Source organism: Pseudomonas sp. Irchel 3E19 (genome assembly GCF_900187585.1).
In the GTDB taxonomy this organism is placed as follows: domain Bacteria; phylum Pseudomonadota; class Gammaproteobacteria; order Pseudomonadales; family Pseudomonadaceae; genus Aquipseudomonas; species Aquipseudomonas baetica.
Genome location: NZ_FYDT01000002.1, coordinates 40,821 through 56,054 on the forward strand (window position 1 = coordinate 40,821; position 15,234 = coordinate 56,054).

Below are 15,234 nucleotides of genomic sequence, written 5' to 3' on the forward strand. Positions count from 1 at the left end.
CTTTCAGTGCATGAAACCTTCCATGAACCCGGCCACCTGGCTGGCAAGTTTGCGCCGCCACGGTGCGGTGGCCGGGTTGGCCAGCGTCTGGTCTTCGTGAACGAAGCTTTTGATGATCGCGTTGTAACCGAGCCAGCGGCAGGGTTCCGGCTCCCAGGTACGCAGTGCGTGAATTCCTCCGTCCGCGAGCACCCATGGCTGTTCAACCAGCTCGCTGTCGCGCTCAAGAATCAGATCCGCCAGGGTACGTCCGCCGAGGTTGCTGGCACCGACGCCCTCCCCGCCGTAACCACCGGACAGTGCAATGCCGTTGGCGCGATCGCAGAGCATGTGCGGTTTGAAATGCCGCGACATGCCAAGGTTGCCGCCCCATGCGTGGGTGATCTGGACATTTTTCAGTTGCGGGAACAGTTCGCCGAAAAGATAGCGCCGCAACTCGACCTCGTCGCGGGTCAGGTCGAAGTTGTGGCGCAGCTTGCCGGCGAACTGATAGCCGCCGCGGGCGCCGAAAATCAGACGGTTATCAGCGCTGCGCTGGCCGTACGTGACCTGACGACTGAATTCGCTGAAGGCCTGACCACGACTGAGGCCGATTTCCTCCCATGTCGCGGCGGACAGCGGTTCGGTGGCGACGATCAGGCTTTGCACCGGCAGTTGATAGCGGCCCAGTGGCGGTAATGTCACCGAATAACCTTCCACCGCCGGAACGATCCAGCGACTGCGCACGGTGGCTTTGGCCGTGCGCAAGCTGCCCGATTGCCAGTGCGTGACCGGGCTGTTTTCGTAGATCTTCACGCCCATGCTCTCCACGGTGCGCGCCAGGCCCCTTACCAGTTTGGCCGGGTGGATGGTCGCCACGTGTGGCGCGTAAATGCCGCCGTAAGGTTTGGCGATGCGGATCTGCTGAGCGAGTTGTTCGCGGCTGAGCCAGCGATAATCGTCGTCGGTCAGGCCTTGGGCGTGCAGCTTGGCCAGATAATCACGCAGGCTGGCCTCCTGTTCCGGATAACGCGCGGCGCAATACAGCACCCCGCCCTTGCGGTAATCACAGTCGATGCCTTCGCGTTCGAGGACGACTTCCACTTCATCGGGAATACTGTGCAGCAAGTCAAACGAGGCGCGGCGTTGCTGTGGCGAGAGACCGGCGAGCAAGCGGTCCTCACCGAGCAGGTTGCCCATCAGCCAGCCACCGTTGCGACCCGATGCGCCGAACCCGGCGGTTTGCGCCTCGACAATGGCGATGTCGAGCCCCGGCGCGAGCTTCTTCAGGTAGTACGCCGTCCACAGCCCGGTGTAACCGGCGCCGATGATCGCCACGTCGACGTCCAGATCCCGCTCAAGCTGCGGCCGCGCGGTCAGCGGCTCATCGAGCTGGTCCATCCACAAACTGATAGTGCGCCACGCTGGCATGCAAGACTCCGCCACTGAAAACCTTCGATGGCGTCGATCCTAGTGCGTGCGTTCAGGGAATGTCTTGCGCGCGTGTCCGCAAAGAAATTTGTTTGGCATAGGCCTTGGGCGACTGGCCGGTGTGCTGACGAAAGCAGCTATAGAAGGCCGACAGCGAATTGAATCCGGCGGCAAAGGCCAGATCATCAATGCGCAGCGGTTGCGTGGCGTTGTCCAGCGACTTGAGCAGATGTTGCAGGCGCGCCTGGTTGACGTAGCGGTAGAAACTTTGCCCAAGCACCTGGTTCAGCAGGTAGGAAATCTGATTGCGACTGTATCCGCACTCCTTCGCCACCCGCTGCAGGTCGAGTTGAGGATCGAGGTAAGGCTGCTGCTTTTCGAAATACTGCTGCAGGTCTTCTGCCATGAAGCTCAATTGCCGCGGTGACAGGCCCAGGCGGCTGACTGCGGGACGCTGGCTCGGGGTTTGGTTGCTGGCGTTTTGTGCGCGAACCAGCGAGGCGTACTCGTTGACACGCCAGATCAGCCCGTCCTTGACCGTGATCGCCTCACTGGAGCGAAACGACACCAAACCCTCGCCGCCACGCAGCGTCACCTCATATTGAATGAACGCGGTGTTGCCATCCACGCGAATCCGATCGTTATGCTCCAGTGCCTCGTCGGATTCACGCGGCATGCTCACACGCACGTACTCGCGTAATTCATCGAGGCCGAGCACGCGATTCTGGAAAAAGTCGTGGTACTGGATATCGGGGTGATACAGCGCCATGACGCTGTCCAGATCACGGTGTTTCCAGCTCAGGTGATAGCGCATGACCGTGGCAGCCGTGGCCGGGGTCTGTTCTGGGCCGTCGTCGTCGGCGTGCATATAGGGCTCGGCGAAAAAGAACCGAGCTTGCCCAAGTTCGCCGCCGGCAGCAATGGCTAATCGATAGTGGCCTTTTGACGATGATTGTGTGGCGCGTGACATACATCAAAAAATCCGTAGCAATCGCCAAATGAACTGAAAAATCTCACAGAAAATTCACATCTGGATGCTATTTTTAACGTCAGTCACCGGTTGAGCCAATGAAGGCTCTTCCCACCTACCATGAGCAAAAGGAAGCGCTCGATGAAGAAGGCGGGCAATACATGAATAAAGGCTCAAGCAAAGTCACCTTTCCCAATGCGTGCCAACTGATGCGCTGGCATTTTCATCCGATGGGTTTCGAGGCCACGATGGATGCACCGGGCAGCATGATCGCCCGTCTGTTCGATCGTGCCAGCGGTGAAACCGTGATCGCCATTGCCGGCATCCCATGTGCCACGGTCATGAATGCGGCAGATGTCGAACGGATTATTGAAGCAGTAGAGGATGAGCTTGAAGCCTTCATTCCTCCGGAATCATTCAAGAGTTACGGGTAACATTATGATTTAAAACAAAAAAGCCCGAATATTTTCGGGCTTTTTCATGCGCGCTGAATCAGGCGGATTGCTTTTCTGCCCGGTGATCAGCGAAGAATGGCTTACCTTTGGCCACCCGCTCAGATGCCCGCGGCATGTTTACCGCTTGCGTGTCTTGCGGCTCGACATACCAGTAACAATGGCTGATGGCCCGAGTGATACCGACATACGCCAGGCGCAGGATTTCGTCCTTCTGTGCGCTGTCATACGGCTCGCTGTCGCCGCTTTTACCCAACCCAGCCATACGATAGACCTGATTCTTGTACGCAGAACTGGTCAGATGCTGACAGTCACCCAGCAAAAACACCGCATCAGCCTGCAGGCCCTTGGCACTGTGATAGGTCAATTGCTTAAGCCTGCGAGCCTCGCGCGGCAAGCTCGAATCCACATTAACTACCGCCTGAATATGCTGTTCTATCAGTAGCTTATCGCTGCTTTTTCGATAGAGCATCAAGATTGAATGGCCCTGCCGGTAATGTTCGGCCAGGCGCTGCGCCAATGCCTGATCGTCACGTTCCAGCACGTTAACTGGCTGCAACGGCTTGGGCGCGCCGCTGGCTTTGGCCTTCTTGCCGGGGATCGCCGGCGCTGCCCGGACAATGTGCTCCGCCGCGTCGATGATGTGTTGATGACTGCGATAGTTGTCACTGAGCATGACCCGCGTTGTGCTCGGTGACACAAACTCCTTGTTGAACGCCATGAAATAACTCGGCGAACTGCCACGCCAGCCATAGATCGACTGCCAGTCATCGCCCACGCAGAGCAGTGACGAACGTTGCGCGCCGCGTCCGACATGCATGGCCGGGCCACGGCTGCGAATTTCCGCAAGGCTGGCGCGGATCCACGAGACGATCTGCGGCGAAACGTCCTGAAACTCGTCGATCATCAGGTGTGACATCGGTCGTAACAGTTCATCGCCGAGCAATTTGAGGTTTTCCGGTGAATGCTCGCTGAACAAGGCAAACATGCGGTTGTAAGTCATGATTGGCGGCTTCTGATCGAGCAGATGATCCTCGAAAGCACGCCAGAACAGGCTCAACGCCTCGAAGAAAAACCGATCGGGGTCGTCTTTGGGGAAACTCATGCGGCCGACCGCATCCGGCACATCCAGCCCCAGGTTCTCGATAAAACTGGCGGCAGCCACGAAACAGTCGAGCAACGGCGCCGAAGCCAGCTCCCCTTTGACCTTGTAATCGAAGCCAGGACCGGCGCTGGCATCGCCCGCCAGCGTTGCCAGAACGCGTTTCGATGATTCGTAACTGTCCAACCAAATCAACGGCTTACGGCAGAAAGCTTGAAGCAGGGTGCGCTTGACTGCCCACTCTGCAGGCAACGAAAGCTTGGCCCCGGGTCGACTGATCTGTGCATCTTCACGCGGGTCAAAACCGAGCACCACCCAAGCGTCGAGGCTGGGAATGTAGCCGTGACAATGGAATGTCGCACCATTAATCTCGACCGTTTGGCGCTTGGGCTCTATGCCTTTGATCGGCCACGCCCCGGCGCGGAACCACAAGTCCTCGATGGCATCGCACAGCTCCTCGTCACGCTCGGCGGCCAAGCGAGTCACCGCCACGCGTTTTTGCACATCAGGGTGATCGCGCTCCAACGCCTTGAGCTGCAACCCCGCCAGGGACAGCGGCTGGATCAACTGACGGAAACGCTCGTCGTCATTGAACAAGCGGTGATAACAGGCATTGAGCTGCTGACGCTGGGCATCGTTGATCCGCAGGTCGAAGGCATTGCTGTCGACGTCTTCGTCGCTGCCCTGCGGGCGATCGCTGAGATTCTCGAACGCTCGCAGACGCTCGAAGCCTGCAAGGCTGCGAACCATCGGCAGGATCCGCGAGTGAAAGGTGCGCACCAGTTCGCGCGCCTGTTTCGGGCTGAGTGCGTGCCCCCAAAGCGCAAACAGCTCGATCAGCTTGTTGATGAAGTCCTTGCGCGATTCGCGGGTGAACGTCACCACGGTCATCGAATCGAGTTCAAAGCCCAGGTAGTGGGTCAGCAACAGAATACGCAGCACCAGCGTGGTCGACTTGCCCGCGCCAGCACCGGCAACCACAGAGGTCGAAGGTGTATCGCTGAAAATCATCTTCCATTGCGCAGTGCTCGGCTGAGCCTGTTCGGGCAGCAACCGGGCGACATCGGCCTTGATGCGCTTTTTCAGCTTGGCCGTGAGCGGCAGACGCCAGTCGTCGAACAGGTAATTGTCGACGCTCGGCGGGCGGTGTTCGGTGCTGCGGCTGTCGCGGATCAGCAATACCTGCCGACCTTCTTCCAGCCCTTCAAGTTTGCCTTCTTTATAACCGTACTCGACGCCAGCGGTGTGCCCGCTGCGAAAGCCGTCAGCTTGTCCGTGCAGCCATGACGCGCGGTGCTGAGCACGCAAGCGGGTCAAACCATGGCCAAAGAAGCGCGCGGCCAGGCGCTTGAACAATGGCATTTCGGCCAGTGGACGAAGTTCGGGAGGCAGATCGGGGGTGTGTTGCGCCACGCTGACGGGCTCCAGTGTCTGAGGCTAGTGAGGGCTATGGTGTCTGTATTTGCCGTCGAGTTCTAGCGAAATGCTTACAGGTCATTGGTTTAGGCGATGAATTGAAAGTCGGGCAGGACGCTTTAAAGGCTCACTTCAATCAACTTATTCGATGCTGATACCGCACTTTTTACGCTTTTTATCGATGATTGCCTGATAGATGATCACCGTCATAAACCACCGGTCTTGCGCCGGGCGCCATCAGCGCGCCCCGTGACGAACCCTTTGAGGAGATGATCATGCTTGAACTCAGACCTTTCAGCTCGCTGGGCGGCGCCCATCATGGCTGGCTGGATGCCCATCACCATTTTTCGTTCGCCGAGTACTACGATCCGCAACGCATGAGCTGGGGCAACCTGCGGGTGTGGAACGATGACGTAATCGCTGCGGGCACCGGGTTCCCGCAACACCCGCACCGCGATATGGAAATCATCACCTATGTCCGTGAAGGCGCAATCACCCACCAGGACAATCTTGGCAACAAGGGCCGCACCGAGGCAGGTGACGTGCAAGTCATGAGCGCTGGCACCGGTATTGCGCACAGCGAATACAACCTGGAAGCGAAAGACACCAAGATCTTCCAGATCTGGATTCTGCCAACCGAGACCGGCGCCCCGCCGTCCTGGGGTGCGAAACCGTTCCCTAAAGGTCAGCGAGAAGGCTTCGTGACCTTGGCCAGCGGCAAGGATGGCGATGATCAAAGCCTGCGGATTCGCGCCGATGCACGGTTGGTTGCGGCCAACATCAAGGCTGGGGAAACCGCCGAATATCGCCTGGATGAGGGCCGTCGTGCTTATCTGGTGCCGGCCACTGGCTTGATTGAAGTCAATGGCTTGCGAGCACAGGCTCGGGACGGCGTGGCGGTTGCAAATGAGCAGGTGCTGACGGTGACGGCGATTGAAGACAGCGAGATTGTGTTGGTGGATCTGGCCTGATGGGCTCAATTGCAGGCATAAAAAAGGGCAACCGTCAGGGTTGCCCTTTTTTATGCCGCGTATTCCAGGAACATCACTTGCTGGAAATTGCACCATCCACCAAGGTCTGCGCCTCATCCACCAACTGCTTGAGGTGGTCATCGCTGATGAAGCTTTCAGCGTAGATCTTGTAGATGTCTTCGGTGCCCGACGGGCGAGCCGCGAACCAACCGTTTTCGGTCATTACTTTCAAGCCACCAATGGCCTGATCGTTACCCGGTGCGTGACTGAGAATGCTCTGGATCTTCTCACCCGCCAGTTCAGTAGACGTGACCTGCGCTGGCGACAGCTTGCTCAGCAACGCTTTCTGGTCCGGATTGGCCTTGGCGTCTACGCGCACCGAGAACGGTTCACCCAGTTCATCGGTCAGGGCTTTATAAGCCTGGCTCGGGTCACGACCGGTACGGGCAGTCATTTCGGCGGCCAGCAACGCCGGGATCAGACCGTCCTTGTCGGTGCTCCATACGCCGCCGTCCTTGCGCAGGAAGGAAGCGCCGGCGCTCTCCTCGCCGCCAAAACCCAGCGAGCCGTCGAAGAGCCCGTCCGCAAACCATTTGAAACCGACTGGCACTTCGTACAGACGACGACCCAGACGCTTGGCAACGCGGTCGATCAAGCCGCTGCTGACCACGGTCTTGCCCACGGCCGCGTCGGCACGCCATTGCGCACGATTCTGAAACAGGTAATCGATGGAGACTGCCAGATAGTTGTTCGGCGCGAGCAACCCGCCGGAAGGCGTGACGATACCGTGGCGATCGTGATCCGGGTCGCAGGCAAACGCGACGTCGAAACGCTCTTTGAGCCCGATCAAACCCTGCATCGCGTGGCTGGACGATGGGTCCATACGAATCTGGCCATCCCAGTCGACAGTCATGAAGCGGAACGTCGAATCGACCTGTTTGTTCACGACGTCCAGGTCCAGACGGTAGTGCTCTGCGATCGCTGACCAGTAGCGCACCCCTGCTCCGCCCAGCGGATCGACACCCAGACGCAGTTTGGCGTCACGAATGGCATCGAAGTCGATCACGTTGATCAGGTCGGACACGTAGGTGTTGAGGTAGTCGTGACGATGAGTGGTGCTGGCCTTGAGCGCCTGCTCGTAGCTGATGCGTTTCACACCCGCGAGTTTGTTGGCCAGCAGTTCGTTGGCCTTGGCTTCGATCCACTTGGTGATGTGGGTGTCGGCCGGGCCGCCGTTGGTTGGGTTGTATTTGTAGCCACCGCTTTGGGGCGGGTTGTGCGACGGCGTAATGACTACACCATCGGCCAGACCGGAGGTGCGGCCACGGTTGTAGCAAAGAATTGCATGCGAAATGGCCGGCGTCGGCGTGTATTCGTCACCCTCGGCGATCATCACGGTCACGCCGTTGGCGGCCAGCACTTCCAGCGCGCTGGCACCCGCCGGGGTCGAGAGTGCGTGGGTGTCGATGCCGACGAACAAAGGGCCGGTGATGCCCTGGGCTTCACGGTAGAGGCAGATAGCCTGACTGATGGCCAGAACATGCCACTCATTGAAACTCAAATCGAAGGAGCTGCCACGGTGCCCGGATGTGCCGAAGGCAACTCGCTGGGTGGAAACCGATGCATCAGGTTGGCCGGTGTAATAGGCCGTTACCAGTCGCGGGATGTCGACCAACAATTCTGCCGGTGCCGGTTTACCCGCAAAAGGACTGAGTGTCATGCAAAACCTCTGATATAGAGTGGTTCAGGAAATACCGCGCAGTTTACTGGCAGTTTGACCGCAGTGCGATGAGATGTATCCGGCAGTCTGCAGATGTTTTTTAACATCAGGCCTCGGGCGCCAGGCGCAGGGCATCACCCAGCAGCCCGACCACACAGGCAAGCTCATGATCGCCATGGCCCACTGGGCTCAGGCGTAAATGGTGTGCATGCAATCGCTGCAGACTGAACAGTTCGCCCGGGGCAATCACCACTTGTTGCTTGAGCAGACGCTGAAAAACTTCACTCATGTCCACGGCTCGCGATGAGCGCAGCCACACCGTCGCTCCGCCTTGTGGTTCGATGATCTGCAATGTTTCGCCCAATCGCTCGCGTAACAGGCGGATCAACTGCGTGCGACGGTCCCTGAGCAAATGACGCAAGACCTGCAGATGGTGGTCGATGCGCCCGCCGCTGTAGAGCCGGGCAATGGCTTTCTGGCGAATCGTCGACAAGCGGAACGCGCGCAACAGGAAGTGTCGATGCAACTCGTTACGCCACATGCGCGAGAGTACAAAGCCATAAGGCGCTTCGGCGCCGATGACCTTTTCCAGACTGGAAAACACCAGCAGCCGATCGGGATCGAGCAGGTTTCGCAAACGCTGACCGTCAGTCTGCTCGTCCAGCTCGCTGTAGCAATCATTTTCCAGCACCCACGTGCCCTGCTGCCCGAGCAGATTTGCGATAACACCGCGGTTATCCTCGCAAATCCGGCTGCCGTGAGGCATGTTCAGCACTGAGGACAACAGGATCAGACGTACGTCCTCGTTTTTTAGCAAGGTCTCCAACTGGTGCGGATCGAGCGTCCCATCCTCCTGCAAGGGCCATTCAATAACCCTCACTTCATTCGCTTCCAGCAGCCGCAGGATCATCCAGTCACAAGGCGACTCGACTATCACGGTTGCGCGACGCAGGTCGAGCACGCCAATCAGTATTTCCAGCACACCGCGTAAATCCGCACCGATATAAACATCGTCCGCATGCCAGCAGCGTGTGGCCGAGGTTGTGTAACGGGCGGCAAGTGCCGTACGCAATTCGAGCTCACCGCAAGGTTGCACCGGTGCATGCGGTTGTCGCGGATACTGACGTAGCAATTCTCGCTCAAGCATCAGCAGTGGGCTGTCCAATGGCTGTACTGATGCCGGATCATCTGCGCTCAACACTCGCATGTCCGGATGCCTGGCATGCACACACAGCGTTTCGAGCAGATCCTTGCCGCTGCCGGGTGTCATCGGTAGCGCCGTTGCCTGGGCGTAATACCCCGACTTTGCAACCGAATACACCCGCCCTTCCTTCTCCAGCAATGAGTAAGCGTATTGAATGGTCGATATCGAAACGCCAAGTCGATCGGCCAGTTGCCGCAGAGACGGTAATCGCACTGTTCCACGGCTTCCCGGCTCGCTGATCAGTTGGGTCAGATAGCGATAAACCGCCTGATAGGCGAAATCGGTGTCGCGCAAGATTTTCATCCGGCCACACCTGCAATGATTGCGGCGTTTGCCGAGTGCAAGCTCACGATCAACCTTCCGCCGAGCGGTCGCCCGGGACCGTGCTTTTACGGGGCGTGTTGCCCTGCTCGGCAGCATTGGCCGTTACCCGCAACTTGAAGGGCCCCATCGAATAAAGCTGAACAATCAACCGTACCGGCAGGCCACTGACATCGGTCATCCACTTCAGCACTTGTTCCGGAGCGTGCAGCCCCTGCATCGCCCGGTGCAGTTCTGGCAGCGCCACCAGCATGCCCGGATGGCAACTGCGCAGGAAATGTTCAAGCCCGGCACCGCTGTCGATAAAGGGGCCGAACAACAGACAGATCAACTGGGTTTCATTCAGTTCGAAGGTGTTCTGCAACGCCGCTGCTGCTTGATTACGCCGCTGTTCGAGGTCGGCAGGATTGTCGAAGGTCGCCAGCCACTGCTCACAAATCGGCGCGGGTATCTGTTTGTCTTGCATCAACACCAGGTTGCGCTGAAGGTAATCGCCAACGCCTGCCTCATAGGTGCGACCCTCGATGAAATTCGCCTGCATCCCTTCCAGATGGGCGATTACCAACGGGTCGGCAGAATGGCTTGCGCTCTGTTGGCAGATCAGCTCACTGGCCTGAAACCCGAGGAAGTCACTGAGTAGCGGCCAATGCTCCACCAGGTTGCCGACCACCATGTCATGAATATCGACAAAACAGGTACGTCGACAGGCTTCGAACGTACCTTCGGGGCGCCAGGGTGTCAGTTCGGTCTCGCTGTAGAGCTCTCGATAGAGGTCGCCTCCCAGTCCGTCAAGCAAAGGGAACAACTCTTCGAATGAGCCTGAGTTGGGTGGCAACCCGCCGATGCCGGCTTTTTGCAGCGCACGATCCAGGCCGTCAAGGAACTGCTTCTGCCGCCGCGCAGGCTCGCTGCTGATCATCGCGTCGACGCCGTTATTCCAGCGAGCAACCTGACCATAGAATTCGGCGGTCGCCAGGTAGAGGTCGTCCCACAACTCCAGCTTCTCCGTGCGATTACGACGGTGCCCGATCATCATCAGGTTGAGTCGGTTCGCCTCGCGAGCCGCCTCGCTGACCGGCACCTCGTGATCGAACGGCAAGACTTCGCGATGATCGACCATCAGCAATTCGACCCGCGGATCGTCATACAAAAACAATGCGCTGTAACTGCGATGCAGATTTTGCAGAGCCGAAACCTCGGTGCCATTCCAGCGCAATGTCGCCACCCGCAGCTGGAATGTCGCCGGCGCCCGTCCGGCAATGGTCAACTGTGCGGCGCGCAGCAGCGCAAGGGTGTAACAGCAGTCTCGTGAGCCGGACTGGACCACCATCACTTTGAAATCACCGATGCGCTCCATTCCGCCAGCCGCCACCACCAGTCGATGAATCAATAACTGCAATGCCGTGCGCTCGGCGCGAGAGAAAAAACTCATCAGCCTTTGTAGTACTTGCTGGTAGACATAGTTCATTGCCTGGTCATGGATTGTGCTCATCGGTACTTCACCCGGTATCGAAATGTTCATATCACGTAACCCGAGACAGCAGTTACGCAAAAATTCATTAGTAATAGATAGACGCTCGAATGCTAACACTTACAAATGCGTAGTTATTTGAAACACTTAAGCTGTCACGCCCTCTCAGACACCCACAGACTGCCACGCAAGGCCTTGTCTTTACTGAGTTTTTCCGAGCAAATAAATGCTCCTAGGAAACTTCCGACACTGTCCGACGCCAAGTGAGTACAAAAAAAAGAGACGCAGTTTCGGAACATGCCTACAACACTTAAACAGAAGTTATCTCCACCCGAATTAACGACCGATTTATATCGAACACAACAAATAGAATGCACAGCCATAGCTCATTCCTTGAGATGAAAGTAATCATTCAATTATCAGGGCTTGGTGGGCGATTGGAAGATACAGAACGAGGGCAAAAACCGGTTCAGTTGCTGACCGGCCCCGGGCAATTTACCCAGAGAGCACTCGTTTTTGGAAAGGCAGACAGGAGAGTCCGTGAGACCACGGACTCTGTAAATTCAGGATCAGGCCAGTTCGACTTGCAGCGCAACCCGTTCGCGACACGGACATTCATCCATGTAGCGGTGCGCCTCGACAAACTCGTTGAACGGGAAGACCCGGGTCTTGAGCGGTAGCAACACACGATCGGCGGTCAACTGGTTGATATCACGCAGGGCTCGTTGCAGCGCGACGTGATCCTGAGTAATGCCCAGTTCCGGCTTGCCGGTGAAATTGCCGATGCAGTGCACAAAGAACTGAATGTTCTTCTGAAACGCTGCGCAGGCCGGGAACGGCGTCTGATTACCACCTTGCAGACCGTACAACACCAGACTTCCGCGTGGGGCGAGGACGTCACCGAGCAGCGACATCTGTGGGCCGCCAAGGCCGTCGAAGACGACATCGACGCCACGGTTATCGGTGATCTTGTTGATGCGCATCAGCAGATCCTCCTCCTCCGTGACGATGACCTTCTCAGCCCCCAGAGACAGAAGATACTCGCGCTCGTCGGCAGTTTTGGTCGCGGCAATCACCCGGACACCCAATGCCTTGCCCAACTGAACAAACGATGGGCCGGCGCAATGGCTGGCGTCTGTCACCAAGGCAAATTGCCCGGGTTTGACCCGCGCCAGATCGGCATAGGCAAAATAGGCAATCAGCAACGGCGTGTAATGCACGCTGGCTTCGATCGGGCTCAGGACGTCCGGATAACGGGTCAACGCGGTGCGTGGCAGAACGATCTGCTCACCATAAACCGGATAGTCGTTGGGGCTCTCGGCAGGAAAACTGGCAACCTTGTCGCCGACCGACAGATCATCGACGCCGTCGCCGACCGCTGTGACCACACCCGCCATTTCATGGCCAAGGCCCGATGGCAGACGTGCCTGGGACGAGGCCAGGTTCTGACGCCAGAGAATGTCATACCAGCTGATGCCGATGGCTTCGACACGCACCTGCACTTCGCCAGGACCTGGCTGAGCGGCCGCATGCTCTTCGCATTTGAGCACCTCGGCCGGACCAAACTTGTGAAAACGGATCGTGCGGGACATCGCAAACCTCGTCAAAGTAACCTCTAATGCCCTGAACTCTATCTGGGCTTTTGACCCAAGACTATCAGTGGCTATTAATAGTCGACATGCCTGTCATTGATTCCGCAGTATGGGCGGTATCGGGACATTCCTTGAAAAAACTGCTGCCACCGTCGCAGTAAAGCTGAATTTTCCGGTGCAGAGTACCAGCCTTTCCCCGTAAGATTCATGCCGGCCATTGTTCTCATATGGTCGCCCTCGTCAAGCTTGATGACTCTGCCAGGACTCCAGATGAATCGTAATGACCTGCGTCGTGTCGACCTGAACCTGTTGATCGTATTCGAAACATTGATGCACGAACGCAGTGTGACCCGTGCCGCCGAGAAATTGTTCCTCGGCCAGCCGGCGATCAGTGCGGCGCTCTCGCGTCTGCGCAGCCTGTTCGATGATCCTCTGTTCGTACGCACCGGGCGCAGCATGGAACCGTCCGCCCGCGCGGTGGAAATCTTCGCCCTGCTCTCGCCGGCCCTCGACTCGATTTCCACCGCCGTCAGCCGTGCGGCGGAATTCGACCCAGCCACCAGCACCTCGGTGTTCCGCATCGGTTTGTCCGACGATGTCGAATTCGCCCTGCTGCCGATGCTACTCAAACGCCTGCGCGCTGAATCGCCAGGCATTGTGCTGGTCGTACGTCGGGTCAACTACATCCTGATGCCAGGCCTCCTGGCCTCCGGCGAAATTTCGATCGGCGTCAGCTACACCACCGATCTGCCGGCCAACGCCAAGCGCAAGGTCTTGCGCCGCAGTGCGCCAAAGCTGCTGCGCGCCGACACCGTGCCAGGCCCGCTCAGCCTCGACGACTACTGCGCCCGCCCGCATGCGCTGGTGTCGTTCGCCGGCGACCTCAGTGGCTTTATCGATGAGGAACTGGAAAAACTCGGGCGCAAACGGCACGTGGTGTTGGCTGTGCCGCAGTTTAACGGCTTGAGCACGTTGCTCGCCGGCACCGACATCGTTGCAACCGTGCCGGATTACACGGCGGAAGCGTTAACGGCGGCTGGCGGGGTCCGGGCGGAAGATCCGCCGCTGCCCACGCGCACGTTTGAGCTGCACATGGCGTGGCGTGGCTCGCAGGATAATGATCCGGGTGAGCGTTGGTTACGGTCGCGAATTCAGATGTTTTTTGGGGATCCGGACAGTCTTTGATCGGGCTGACATGTCAGCCCTTCCACTCATCGAATAGCCCGTAAGCTCAAACCGAAGCCCCGGGCCGAGTGCTGCGATAAATCGACAGGCAGTAAAACGACAGTGCCGCCGCCGCCAGCATCCCGCCAACGACTCCGATGTAAGCGAAGCCGAACTGACTGCCTACCCAGCTACCCACCAGTGCTCCGGCGCCGATGCCGATGTTGTAGATCCCGGAAAATAGCGCCATCGCCACGTCGGTGGCGTCCGGCGCCAGCACCAGCACTTTCGATTGCAGCGCCAGCCCGAACCCCATGATTGCCATCCCCCAGAACACACTCACCACGCCCAGGTACGACACCTGACCGCTCAAAGGCAACAGCAAAGCCAGACACAGGATGAGCAACGACACGCAGACAATCAGAAAGCGCTGCGGGTTATAACTGTGCAGGTAGCTGAACAGCAGCGAGCCGAAAATGCCGGCGCCGCCGAACAACAGCAGAAGCAGCGTCACCACATCGCCGCTCATGCCCGCCACGGTCAGAACGAAGGGCTCGATGTAGCTGTAGGCCGTGAACTGTGACGTCACGACCAGAGCCGTGAGGATATAGATCGCCACCAGCGCAGGCCGCTTCAACAACACAGGCAGGCTTTTGAGCGAGCCGGAGTTCTGGCTGGGCAGCAACGGCAGAACCTTCGCCAGACACAACACCAGCGTCGCCGCCAAGCCTGCGATCACGATGAACGTTGTACGCCAGCCCATGGCCTCGCCCAATAACCGACCGAGGGGAATGCCCAGTACCATCGCCAGAGAAGTACCGGTTGCCAGCAAGCCCAAGGCCTGAACCTGTTTGCCCGGTGGCGCCAGGCGCACTGCCAGCGAGGCCGTGATCGACCAGAACAGCGCATGGGATAGCGCCACACCGATCCGGCTCACCAGCAAGATGGCGAAGCTTGTCGCCAGACTCGACATGATGTGACTGACGATGAACATCCCGAACAGCACGATCAACAGCTTGCGCCGCTCGACGTTACGCGTCAGCAACATGATCGGCAGCGACGTCAGCGACACCACCCACGCATAGATGGTCAGCATCAATCCGACCTGAGCCGACGACATGTCGAAGCTGTTGCCGATCGAACTCAACAGGCCGACAGGCACAAACTCGGTGGTGTTGAACACAAACGCGGCCAGTGCCAGCGCAATGACCGGGTACCAACTGCCATTGGTTGTAGCGGTAGGATTGCTCATTTAAAAGTCGTATTACTCTCTCAACGATTGCGCGTACTTGTCCGCACGCAATCTGTGCCCATCTGTCGTTTTTTGTACACCAATTGCCGAAAAGCTCCAGACGACAGGTGGTTCGATGGCGACTCTACTATAAAAAAATGGTGACTTGCCCAGTAGGGGCGAAGCGCTCGATGTATTTGCCGCGTCCCT

The 15,234-nt window shown here is 58.2% G+C and carries 11 protein-coding genes; 3 read left to right on the top strand and 8 right to left on the bottom strand.

The genetic code is table 11. The annotated features are described in order from the left end of the window. Positions 1 to 3 precede the first annotated feature (3 nt). Both CKW18_RS01755 and CKW18_RS01760 read right to left on the bottom strand, forming a co-directional pair. A complete protein-coding gene (locus tag CKW18_RS01755) occupies positions 4 to 1,410 on the bottom strand; it encodes an FAD-binding oxidoreductase (RefSeq protein WP_095187170.1) in 1,407 nt (468 codons plus the stop codon). A gap of 52 nt (positions 1,411 to 1,462) precedes the next feature. After that, positions 1,463 to 2,278 carry an AraC family transcriptional regulator gene (locus CKW18_RS01760; protein ID WP_095187171.1) on the bottom strand — a complete coding sequence of 272 codons (816 nt, stop codon included), beginning with the start codon at positions 2,276 to 2,278 and terminating at the stop codon, positions 1,463 to 1,465. Positions 2,279 to 2,541: 263 nt separating this feature from the next. On the opposite strand from CKW18_RS01760, the gene CKW18_RS01765 reads away from it, so the two are divergent. Beyond that, on the top strand, positions 2,542 to 2,814 hold the full coding sequence (locus tag CKW18_RS01765; RefSeq protein ID WP_095187308.1) for a DUF1652 domain-containing protein: 273 nt from the start codon (positions 2,542 to 2,544) through the stop codon (positions 2,812 to 2,814). 58 nt (positions 2,815 to 2,872) lie between these two features. Here CKW18_RS01765 and CKW18_RS01770 read toward each other — a convergent pair whose 3' ends face one another. After that, positions 2,873 to 5,347, bottom strand: a complete 2,475-nt coding sequence (locus CKW18_RS01770) for a UvrD-helicase domain-containing protein (protein WP_095187172.1) — start codon at positions 5,345 to 5,347, stop codon at positions 2,873 to 2,875. 278 nt (positions 5,348 to 5,625) lie between these two features. Here CKW18_RS01770 and CKW18_RS01775 point away from each other — a divergent pair, with 278 nt between their 5' ends. After that, on the top strand, positions 5,626 to 6,321 hold the full coding sequence (locus CKW18_RS01775) for a pirin family protein (RefSeq protein WP_095187173.1): 696 nt from the start codon (positions 5,626 to 5,628) through the stop codon (positions 6,319 to 6,321). Between the two features lie 73 nt (positions 6,322 to 6,394). Here the strand turns inward: CKW18_RS01775 and pgm are convergent, their stop codons facing one another. The 4 genes from pgm to CKW18_RS01795 all read right to left on the bottom strand — a co-directional run bounded on the left by pgm (position 6,395) and on the right by CKW18_RS01795 (position 12,629). After that, positions 6,395 to 8,041, bottom strand: coding sequence for a phosphoglucomutase (alpha-D-glucose-1,6-bisphosphate-dependent) (gene pgm, locus CKW18_RS01780; protein ID WP_095187174.1), 1,647 nt, complete (start codon positions 8,039 to 8,041; stop codon positions 6,395 to 6,397). Positions 8,042 to 8,147: 106 nt separating this feature from the next. Continuing rightward, positions 8,148 to 9,548 carry a PLP-dependent aminotransferase family protein gene (locus CKW18_RS01785; RefSeq protein ID WP_095187175.1) on the bottom strand — a complete coding sequence of 467 codons (1,401 nt, stop codon included), beginning with the start codon at positions 9,546 to 9,548 and terminating at the stop codon, positions 8,148 to 8,150. 49 nt (positions 9,549 to 9,597) lie between these two features. Beyond that, positions 9,598 to 11,058 (bottom strand): hypothetical protein, encoded by a 1,461-nt coding sequence (locus CKW18_RS01790; protein WP_244196566.1) that lies wholly within the window; start codon positions 11,056 to 11,058, stop codon positions 9,598 to 9,600. Positions 11,059 to 11,606: 548 nt separating this feature from the next. Beyond that, positions 11,607 to 12,629, bottom strand: coding sequence for a zinc-dependent alcohol dehydrogenase family protein (locus CKW18_RS01795; protein ID WP_095187176.1), 1,023 nt, complete (start codon positions 12,627 to 12,629; stop codon positions 11,607 to 11,609). 270 nt (positions 12,630 to 12,899) lie between these two features. On the opposite strand from CKW18_RS01795, the gene CKW18_RS01800 reads away from it, so the two are divergent. Further along, complete coding sequence (locus tag CKW18_RS01800; protein WP_095187177.1) at positions 12,900 to 13,814, top strand: LysR family transcriptional regulator; 915 nt, start codon at positions 12,900 to 12,902, stop codon at positions 13,812 to 13,814. Positions 13,815 to 13,860: 46 nt separating this feature from the next. On the opposite strand, the gene CKW18_RS01805 is transcribed toward CKW18_RS01800, so the two are convergent. After that, positions 13,861 to 15,045, bottom strand: a complete 1,185-nt coding sequence (locus CKW18_RS01805) for a sugar transporter (RefSeq protein ID WP_095187178.1) — start codon at positions 15,043 to 15,045, stop codon at positions 13,861 to 13,863. Positions 15,046 to 15,234: the final 189 nt, after the last annotated feature.

Bases quoted from the DNA above. Each gene is read 5' to 3' on its own strand.
- CKW18_RS01765 (WP_095187308.1), top strand. From the start codon at position 2,542: ATGAATAAAGGCTCAAGCAAAGTCACCTTTCCCAATGCGTGCCAACTG.
- CKW18_RS01790 (WP_244196566.1), bottom strand. From the start codon at position 11,058: ATGAGCACAATCCATGACCAGGCAATGAACTATGTCTACCAGCAAGTA.
- CKW18_RS01805 (WP_095187178.1), bottom strand. From the start codon at position 15,045: ATGAGCAATCCTACCGCTACAACCAATGGCAGTTGGTACCCGGTCATT.
- CKW18_RS01775 (WP_095187173.1), top strand. From the start codon at position 5,626: ATGCTTGAACTCAGACCTTTCAGCTCGCTGGGCGGCGCCCATCATGGC.
- CKW18_RS01800 (WP_095187177.1), top strand. From the start codon at position 12,900: ATGAATCGTAATGACCTGCGTCGTGTCGACCTGAACCTGTTGATCGTA.
- CKW18_RS01795 (WP_095187176.1), bottom strand. From the start codon at position 12,629: ATGTCCCGCACGATCCGTTTTCACAAGTTTGGTCCGGCCGAGGTGCTC.
- pgm (WP_095187174.1), bottom strand. From the start codon at position 8,041: ATGACACTCAGTCCTTTTGCGGGTAAACCGGCACCGGCAGAATTGTTG.
- CKW18_RS01760 (WP_095187171.1), bottom strand. From the start codon at position 2,278: ATGCACGCCGACGACGACGGCCCAGAACAGACCCCGGCCACGGCTGCC.
- CKW18_RS01755 (WP_095187170.1), bottom strand. From the start codon at position 1,410: ATGCCAGCGTGGCGCACTATCAGTTTGTGGATGGACCAGCTCGATGAG.
- CKW18_RS01785 (WP_095187175.1), bottom strand. From the start codon at position 9,548: ATGAAAATCTTGCGCGACACCGATTTCGCCTATCAGGCGGTTTATCGC.